Consider the following 9223-nt stretch of genomic DNA (forward strand, 5'->3'; position numbering starts at 1 on the left):
TAGACTTGTTATGATAGGTTTTTAATCTGAATTACCCATCATGGGTAAAGCATGTATATGTTATAAATAAAAGGTTATAGAGGCTTTTTTGTATTAGTTTGTAAGAAATCACTTCATATATTTATTTCAGAGTAAACTCAAATCATTTTAAAATAAAATGCTAAGCCATAATCGGATGGCTGTAATTTGAATAGTTTTGATTCTTGTTTTGTATAGAATTGGAATGAGTTTATTCAGGTTGTTTAGCATAAATGGGTTAATATATTTTACTTATTATATATCATATAGTAAAAGGGTATTTTATAAAAAAACGAGAGGCTGTCTTTTAGACAGCCTCTCTAATACCATTTGTGTTTCTAATTGATCATTTGTGTGTTTAAACCTCCTTAAGGGTTTACCATTTTTCTAGGCCTAATAATTTTTTTCCCAGATCAGATAACTGAGCTATTTCATGCGTTTTTTCTCTCTGTAGAGGATCTCCTGGAAAAGCATAACCCTCAGGGGTAATTTTTTCTTTCCAAGAATTAATACGCCATTGTTTAATTCCTTCGTTATCTTCTTCTGCTGGCATCATTGAAATATATTGTGCCATTCTTACTTTATCGCTGTTGTTTGGTCTGATACCATGTGGCTGTGAACTGTTAAATATTAATAGATCACCAGCTTCCATTTTTACTTTAGTAGGAGTAAATCCTGTTGTATCCGGTTTGAATCTATCACGATCTTCAGGTTGTGTCAGTTTCCAAGTATCATAAGTTCTGAATAATTCCGGAATACACTGGAAACCTCCCATGTTTTCATCGGTTTGATCAGCCAATGCAAGGACACCTTGAACGTTTTGAGGCTTGGTTTCAGGATCATAATCCCAATGTATAAAACCTTTATATTCATGTCCTGGGCGTATAGGAAGGTTAAGATTTGCTCTATCTATAGTAACCCATAGCTTCTCTGTTCCCCAAATGTCTGCAAATGCGTCGTATACTTTAGGAAACTGTCTGTTATCCCATAAATACTGATGATTGTAAATTTCAACCATGCCGGTATTATTAAGTTCTGCCATTTTCATGGAAGCCGTTGGCTTATACCATGTTTCAGGGTCATTCTGATCTTTATCTTCGAATTTCCATAAATAATCTGCTAATTTTTTAGCTTGTTCTTTTGGAACTGCATTTTTTATAACAATATATCCGTTATATATCCAGAATTTCCAATCTTCTTCGCTTAGTACTCTTAAAGGAACCCCATTACTACGGTCATTCAATTTAAACTTACTTGATGTTGCGACAGAAGGGTTTCCAGGAATCGCTTTATGTGCCTTATTTTCTCCAAGAGAATTTTGTGATGTTTTTTCCATTTATTTTGTTTTTCATATTACTGATGTTACAAATTTGATAAGAAATAATGGGGCAAACTTTATCGTAAATGATGATTTATTGCTCTTTATTGATTATTTTTTATTATTTTTGTGTAAATAAATGTAATTGCAGAACAAATGAAAATTCAAAAAGAAGAAATAAGCTTCGAAAAAGGCTCTTCATTTAAGCTTTTTTCCCCGCGATTAAAAAACTTTTTTTTCTGGCATTATCATCCAGAAGTTGAACTTGTATATGTGGAAGCAGTTAATGGGATAAGGCATGTTGGAAAACATATTTCAGGCTTTGTAGATAGTGATTTATTATTAATAGGCTCGAATGTCCCACATTTAAACTTTGATTATGGAATTGAAGTAGAGTATAAGCAAATAGTAGTACAGCTTAAAGAAAACTTTTTGCAGGATGTAATTATGGAGACTCCTGAATTTGATAAGATAAGGCTCTTATTAGAGCGATCTTATTTAGGGTTGTCTTTTAGTGGTGAAGCAAAAAAGCAAGTAATAGAAAAGCTTAAAAATATAGATGAGAAAAATGTTTTTAATTCTTTATTAGGATTGATTGAAATTCTTCAGATTTTGGCATTGTCTAATGAAATAGAAGAATTAAATAAAGAAGATACAAGGGTTAAATGGTTTTTTAATGACAAGATTAGGATGGGGACTATTTATGATTATATACATGAAAATTATTACAAAAACCCCAACGTAAATGACGTGGCATCTATGGTTCATTTAAGTACAGCAGCGTTCTGTAGGTATTTCAAAAAACAAACTGATATGACTTTTACAGATTTTGTAAATCAATACCGTATTAATCAAGCAAAAACGCTTTTATTGCAAGAAATCTCCATTTCAGAAGTCGCTTACAAGGTGGGTTATGAAAGTATTTCTTATTTCAATAAATTATTTAAAAACCTTGTAGAAGAGACTCCTTCTGATTTTAAAAAGAAATATTCTAAAAAGACATCTGTAGATTTATAGAAGATTTTATAATTTCTCAATTAAAGATTGAAAAGAGATATTATTTTTTTATTATCATTATACATCATTTTTTACTTACATACTTTTTTTGTAAGTTCGTCAAAAAATAGGAGCTTTATTTAAACTGATTTAAAAATAGCTCTATATATACTTTGTCTAAAATCTTAGCACAACATTTTTATTATAAACACACTATGAAAGAATTAGTCTTAAATGATGGTAATAAAATCCCGCTCGTGGGTTTCGGAACTTATAAATCAACAGAAGAGGAGGGAATCCAATCTATAACTGATGCTCTTAAGCTAGGGTATCGTTTGATAGATTCAGCGACTATATATGAAAATGAAGACGTAGTAGGAAGGGCAATTAAGAAAAGTGGAGTTCCCCGAGAAGAGATTGTTTTGACTACGAAATTATGGAGAACGAATTTAGGATATAAAGAAGCAAAGATTGCATTTGAAGAATCTCTTAAAAAATTAGACTTACAATATGTTGATCTCTATTTAATACATTGGCCTGCTAATGCAAAGAATTATGATAATTGGCAAAAAGCAAATTCAGATTCTTGGCGTGCTATGGAGGAATTGGTGGAGGAAGGGAAAATAAAATCTATTGGGGTAAGTAATTTTTGGAAAGAACATTTGGAAGCTCTTTCTCAGACTTCAAAAATAGTACCTGCTGTTAATCAAATAGAATTTCATCCAGGGTATTGGCAACCGGAATTAACTGAATATTGTAAAAAGCAAGGAATTGTAGTGGAGTCTTGGTCTCCATTAGCAAGAGGAAAAGTATTTGGAAATGAATTGTTGCAAGGGATAGCAAAGAAGCATAATAGGTCCGTATCTCAAATTTGTTTGCGTTGGGTGATTCAGCATGATGTTGTTGTTATTCCAAAATCAAATACATTTCAAAGAATACAGGAGAATATAAATATTTTTGATTTTGAATTATCAGAAGAGGAAATGAAGCAGATTAATCAACTACCTGAAATGGGATTTAGTGGAGAACTGCCGAATATTTGGCCTGATGTAATTTAAAATTATTTATAAATGAAGAAGCCTCTTACTTTTAGCAAGGGGCTTCTTTTTGTATATATCTATATTCTTTTCAGAATGTATTTATTGACATAAAGTGGAGTCTTCTTTTATAGTATGAAAAAGAAATTCTTGGGAATAATAATGTTCCTTTGTGAGAATAGAATTGAATGTATTCCTTATTTTGGTTTCATTACTGCTCTTATCCAGAAAAGCATCGGCTCCTTCAAAAATATATTGTAAAGAAATTTTCTCATTGATAGAATCAGTGAAAATTAAGATTTTGAGATTGGGGTTTATTTGTTTTAGTTTCTTTATTATAGAAGGCTTACCAATGATTCTGATGTCTAATATAAGGAAGTCGTATTTTGTGTTTGTAAGAGTGTTGATAAGTTGATTTTGAGTTTTTACGTGATCTAATATAATAGGAATATTTAACTTTTTTAAAATGATGGCAAGGGCTATTTTGACAACATAATGATCATCTGCAATTAATATCTTCTTTGGCATATTTTTGTATTTAATTATGGATTCTTTAATTAATCATTTTATTTTATTAATTTTTATTTATTATTAATTTTTATTATTTATATATTGTTTGTATTATTTGATTATGTGTAGGTTTTTAATATTCAAAATTATTCCAATTATTCCAATTGGGTTAAACAAAAGATGCTGAATGGGAATTTTTGTTGTTGAATGGGATGGTTTTCGATGGTTATTTTTTTAAATAAAGATAAAAGAAACCAGATTTTAATTTTAAAATCTGGTTTTAACCATAATGTAATGAGTAATCGGGGTCAAAACATTATAATAAGAAATTGAATTGTGAAACTAATATTTAAATTGTAAAAAAACTGACATGGGTTATAATATATATTTATTTGATTCGTTGACTTAGGCAGGAGCTGGATAATGCCTATTGTGCAAATGGATAAGCTCCGCAAGCGAGTTTATATTGAGCTTTTTGAAAATTCTTTTTTTATGAGTACTTACTGTTGACATATGAATGCCTAAAATATTTGATATTTCTAATACACCGCTCCCTTTTATAAGGTTAAGGTAAATATCTGTTTCTCTTCCGGAAAGAATATCTAGCGGGTCAATTGTTTCTTGTTTTACTTTATTACCATTATTAATAAAATCATAAAGTAGTTCTTCTGGATAGAAATAGCCTTTGGTAAAAATAGATTCTACAGCCTCAATTATTTTACTTTCTTCACATGATTTACAAAGGTATGCTTCTGCTCCTTCGAAAAGATATTTTAAAGCAAAATTCTCTTTATTACCTGTGAAAATCATCAGCTTCATGTTAGGATTTATTTTTTTTAATTCTTTTGTCATGGATTCAAAAAAGTTTCCCATCATCTCAATGTCAAAAATAAGAAGATCGTATTCTTTTTGTGAAACTTTTTCCATAATTTCTTTTTCATTCTCAGCGTAATCAATCAAAAAGTTTTTATTAGCACTCTCTAGTACTATGCTTGTTCCTAATCTCACTACATAATGATTGTCGGCAATAAGTATTTTTTTCTTCATAGTGTAAATAATTTTTTAAAAAGATAATTGTGTTTAAAAGAAAGGTCTTTTTAAAGATGTAAATGTTTTTAAGTCCTAGATCATATTTGATACGTTTTGTAATTATCCTTGGTGTGATTAATTTTACTGTGCTCTTAATTGTATCTCATACTAGTTTTTATATTATCATATTAGTTGTATACAAAAATATCTAGTTTTTTTATTTTTACTATGAATGAATGAGCTTAATGGGATGTTTTTTTAGTTGAATGGGATAAGGTGTGTTTTGTAGTTATGTAGAAAAAAAACTAGGAGGTGATAGTTCCTCCTAGAATTATTTACAATTGTTTCAAATTTTTACTATTATGCTGGGTAGTGTCTGTTGTGAAGATGAATGAGCTCAGCAAGTGAATTGATATTGAGTTTCTTAAAAATTCTTTTTTTATGAGTACTTACCGTTGACATGTGTATCCCCAAAAGATTAGAAATTTCAAGAATACCATTCCCTTTAATAAGACAAAGATATATATCAACTTCTCTTCCTGATAATATATCCAAAGGTAAAGCCGAGCTTTGTTTCATTTTGTTTCCATTATTCACAAAATCATAAAGTAACTCTTGAGGATAATAATACCCTTTTGTAAATATAGAATTGACCGCTTCAACAATTTTACCCTCTTCACATGATTTGTATAGGTATGCTTCAGCACCTTCGGAGAGGTATTTTAAAGCAAGGCTTTCTTTATGTCCAGTAAAAATCATAATCTTCAGATTAGGACTAATTTGTTTAAGCTCTTTTACCATGGACTCGAAGATACTTCCAGGCATTTCAATATCTAAAATTAGAAGATCATATTCGGTTTGTGATACTTTCTTAGTAACCTCATAATAGTTTTCCGCATGATCAATTAAGAAATCTTGATTTATACTTTCTAATATGATTGCAGTTCCCATTCTTACTACATAATGATCATCAGCAATTAATATTTTTTTCGACATGTTTTTTTAATATTTGGTTAAACAGGTAATTTTATTTCAACAATACTTCCTTTGGGTTCGTTCTTTTTAAAAGATATTTTGGCATTAAGCCTTTCTATAAGTATGAGTGTTAATTTTAGTCCATATCCGGATTGTTTTTGTAGTTTCATATCTTCAATTGAAATGTTATGAATATGATTATAATAGTCCATTAGTTCTTGGGACATTCCAGTGCCGGTATCAATAATTTGGATGATTACGTCTTTATTATAGAAAGCACTTAATGTAATGATTCCTGAATGGGTATTTTTTACAGCATTATCCACAATATTATGAATTATAGTTGTAAGTATAAATTTATTATAAGGAATGTCTAGTTTTTGTGGTATATCAATATGTATTGTAGTATGATTGTAGCCTGATATATTTTCAAATAATACCTTTTTTTCTTCAAAAATTTCATCTATCGGATATAGATGTTGTTCTTCTAAAGCGTCACTAAAAAGATGTCCATAATTGCTAAGTGTAAGAGTAAACTTATATAAAGTTTCTGACGATTCATGGATGCTATGAAAATATTTTTTTTGCAAGTTTAGATCCTCGGTTTCATCAAGCTTTTTGGATAAATTTGATAAATGTTTTATAGGGGTTGCAATATCATGGGTTATGGCTTCAAGAAGCTTTTCCTGAAGAATATTTCTGTTTTTAAGTTCATTTTTTGTAACCTCTAATTCAGCATTGGTTTTGAGCAAGAGATTATTTTTAGTAGCTAATAAATCATAATTAAATCGGATCAAAAGAAATAATAGCAGAGATGCTGTAATAATAGCTAATATTTTAAATGTTTTTGTTTGATAAAATAAATATTCAATATTTATTTTTACATTTTTATAAGAAATGTCTCCATTTGGGGAGGTGACAAATCTAAATTTCAGCAAATGGATTCCAGGATTGAGTTTCCCTAAGGAGTGCTTTCTTTCAGAGCCAAGGCTTTTCCAAATATTATCATTGGATAATACTTCTATATATAAGTTTTTTATATTATCAAAATAGGGGAGGTCTAAGAAAATAGTAAGGTTTTCAAATTTATTATCATTTAAATGAAGGGTGTCATTAAAAGTAATAGGTTCTCCCATTCCTACTTGCGCTCTTTCTATGAAAAAAAAATCAGGGTCTATATAATGGCTTCTTACTTCATTGGGGGAAAAAAATAATAATCCATCTAAACTGGGTAAAACCATATCTCCATTTGATAAAACATTTCCAGTAGGACTTGCTCCTCCATTAAATTCATTAGTCGGAAGGCCATCGTCTTGGGTAAATCTGTAATAGATAATGGGGGTGCTCTTGTTTTTACTATATTGATATAATCTTTTTGCGTTTGTTTTAAATAAGCCATTATTGGTGGTAATCCAAAAAAAACCTTTTTTATCTTCTAATAGGGTGTGTGGATCAATAAGGTATTGATCTTTATCTAAGGGCATTTTAATAAGCTTATTGTTTTCTAGAAGATAGAAGCCATTGTTTTTTGTGAGTATCCAAAAATTCTGATCTGATGTTCTTATTATATTCTTAATTCTTAAAGAAGCTATTTTTTTTATCTTTTTTAAGCGTATATCACCAATATAAAGTCCTCCACTGGTACTTCCTAGTAAAATTTGATTCTCTTTGTATTTTTTAATATAGTTAATGGGAGTTTTGAATTTAAATATACAATCAGTGTGTTTAAAATCGTCTTTATGGTATACATTCAAAAAAGAATTATCGTTGTTGTAACTCGAAATGAAATACATTCCGTTATCAGATGCTATTAGATCAATTTTATGCAAATTATCGACGTCTAAAACTTCTTCTTTTTTAAAGTCAGAATATTTATAACGTTTATATAATGAATGTGATTTTATATATAAGATATTCCCATGGCTGTCATATATTAAGGAATATTTATTAATACTATTTTCACTTTTTCTTTGAGAAATTTCTGAATATTTATTGAAAATATATCCTTTGGGAGTAATAACACTGTTGTCACTAAAGGGTAACGTAGCGTAATATACATTATCTGCAAAAATATTTTTTTTCCTTGCAGTATAAAAATGAGAAAGATTGATCACATAAAGTCCTTTAGTAATACTTCCTAGAAAGATTTTATCATTTTCTTGATCATAAAAAAAAGTATTGATTGATAATGAATGAAGGATATTTACAAAATCTTCATAATTTGTAATTTTATGTAAAGTTCTTTTATTGTTATTATAACTACTTAAATAAATATCGTTTTTATTTATAACTAATGTTTGATTGTTAAGTTGGCTCCAGAATATAGTGCTTTCGGGATCGGTATATATTGAGTTTTCAGAGGAGATTGTCAATTTACCTTTATTTAAACTTAACATTTGGTGATGGTAAGAGTTTGGAAAGAAGATAATATTATCGTGGACAAAAATCTTTTTCATATCGTCCATTTTAAAATTAACTCTTATTTTTTTTATATGCTTTTCAGAAGAATTATAGTAGGTGATAAGGTTTTCTTCAAAAAAATATTGGGCGTTATCCTGTTCAATAAAAAAACGAGAGTCGGGTTCGGGAATAAAAGAATAGGATGTTTTGTTAAACTTATCAAATTTTTTATTTTCAAAGATTATATCTCTTCTAAATTGATTTTTTTCTGATACGATTTTTGATAACTTTCTTTGTTTAATCAAGGTTATAATTTTATCTCCATCAGAAGAGTTGATAATTGAATCATGTTCTATATTTCCTAAAAAACTCTTAAAACGGGTTTCACTAGTGTTTAAATTCGTATTTAAAAAATGGACTCCATCAAATCTGCAAATCCCGTTTTCTGTTGATATCCAGATAAATCCATATTTGTCCTTTATAATATCTTTTACACTATTTTGAGGTAGGCCGTTGTCGGTAGTATACCATAATAAATTATTCATCTGGGCATGAAGATGACAGAAGACAAATATAAAAATCAGAACATGTTTTTTCATCATGTATTATATTATTACCCTTTTTTACTTTTTAAGTGGCATACTCAAAACTATTCATAAAAAGGTATGAATAATTGTGACTTTGATAATAGAATACTTTTTAATTTGGTGTTAATAATGCCCACTACAATTTTCTGTTTGCAGTTAAATATTATACCTCTAAAATACGAAATATTTTAAATGTATACAACAGGTTTTTGTATTTAATGATTTTATTTGAATATTTATTAATTTTTATTTATTATTTTTCATTTATTGTTAAGTTTTTTTTAATTAAAATTTAATATTGTTTTTATAGTAATATTAATAACAAGGTATTGTAATTTTATATATCATAACAT

The 9223-nt window shown here is 28.6% G+C and carries 7 protein-coding genes; 2 read left to right on the top strand and 5 right to left on the bottom strand.

Annotated elements, in window-relative coordinates:
• Window positions 1-394: 394 nt before the first annotated feature.
• The gene (locus CHRY9293_RS12060) at window positions 395-1354 is read right to left on the bottom strand and encodes a phytanoyl-CoA dioxygenase family protein (RefSeq protein ID WP_162033210.1); all 960 of its coding nucleotides are present in this window, start codon (window positions 1352-1354) and stop codon (window positions 395-397) included.
• Window positions 1355-1492: 138 nt separating this feature from the next.
• On the opposite strand from CHRY9293_RS12060, the gene CHRY9293_RS12065 reads away from it, so the two are divergent.
• Both CHRY9293_RS12065 and CHRY9293_RS12070 read left to right on the top strand, forming a co-directional pair.
• Window positions 1493-2353, top strand: coding sequence for an AraC family transcriptional regulator (locus tag CHRY9293_RS12065; RefSeq protein WP_122546984.1), 861 nt, complete (start codon window positions 1493-1495; stop codon window positions 2351-2353).
• 194 nt (window positions 2354-2547) lie between these two features.
• Complete coding sequence (locus CHRY9293_RS12070; RefSeq protein WP_162033211.1) at window positions 2548-3390, top strand: aldo/keto reductase; 843 nt, start codon at window positions 2548-2550, stop codon at window positions 3388-3390.
• 81 nt (window positions 3391-3471) lie between these two features.
• On the opposite strand, the gene CHRY9293_RS12075 is transcribed toward CHRY9293_RS12070, so the two are convergent.
• The 4 genes from CHRY9293_RS12075 to CHRY9293_RS12090 all read right to left on the bottom strand — a co-directional run bounded on the left by CHRY9293_RS12075 (window position 3472) and on the right by CHRY9293_RS12090 (window position 8882).
• Window positions 3472-3897 (bottom strand): response regulator, encoded by a 426-nt coding sequence (locus tag CHRY9293_RS12075; protein ID WP_162033212.1) that lies wholly within the window; start codon window positions 3895-3897, stop codon window positions 3472-3474.
• Window positions 3898-4284: 387 nt separating this feature from the next.
• Window positions 4285-4926, bottom strand: a complete 642-nt coding sequence (locus tag CHRY9293_RS12080; protein WP_162033213.1) for a response regulator transcription factor — start codon at window positions 4924-4926, stop codon at window positions 4285-4287.
• Between the two features lie 342 nt (window positions 4927-5268).
• Window positions 5269-5904 carry a response regulator transcription factor gene (locus CHRY9293_RS12085; protein WP_122546988.1) on the bottom strand — a complete coding sequence of 212 codons (636 nt, stop codon included), beginning with the start codon at window positions 5902-5904 and terminating at the stop codon, window positions 5269-5271.
• A 17-nt stretch (window positions 5905-5921) separates the two neighbouring features.
• A complete protein-coding gene (locus CHRY9293_RS12090) occupies window positions 5922-8882 on the bottom strand; it encodes a ligand-binding sensor domain-containing protein (RefSeq protein ID WP_162033214.1) in 2961 nt (986 codons plus the stop codon).
• Window positions 8883-9223: the final 341 nt, after the last annotated feature.

Origin of the sequence: Chryseobacterium potabilaquae, assembly GCF_902728265.1 — a bacterium.
Lineage (GTDB): Bacteria > Bacteroidota > Bacteroidia > Flavobacteriales > Weeksellaceae > Chryseobacterium > Chryseobacterium potabilaquae.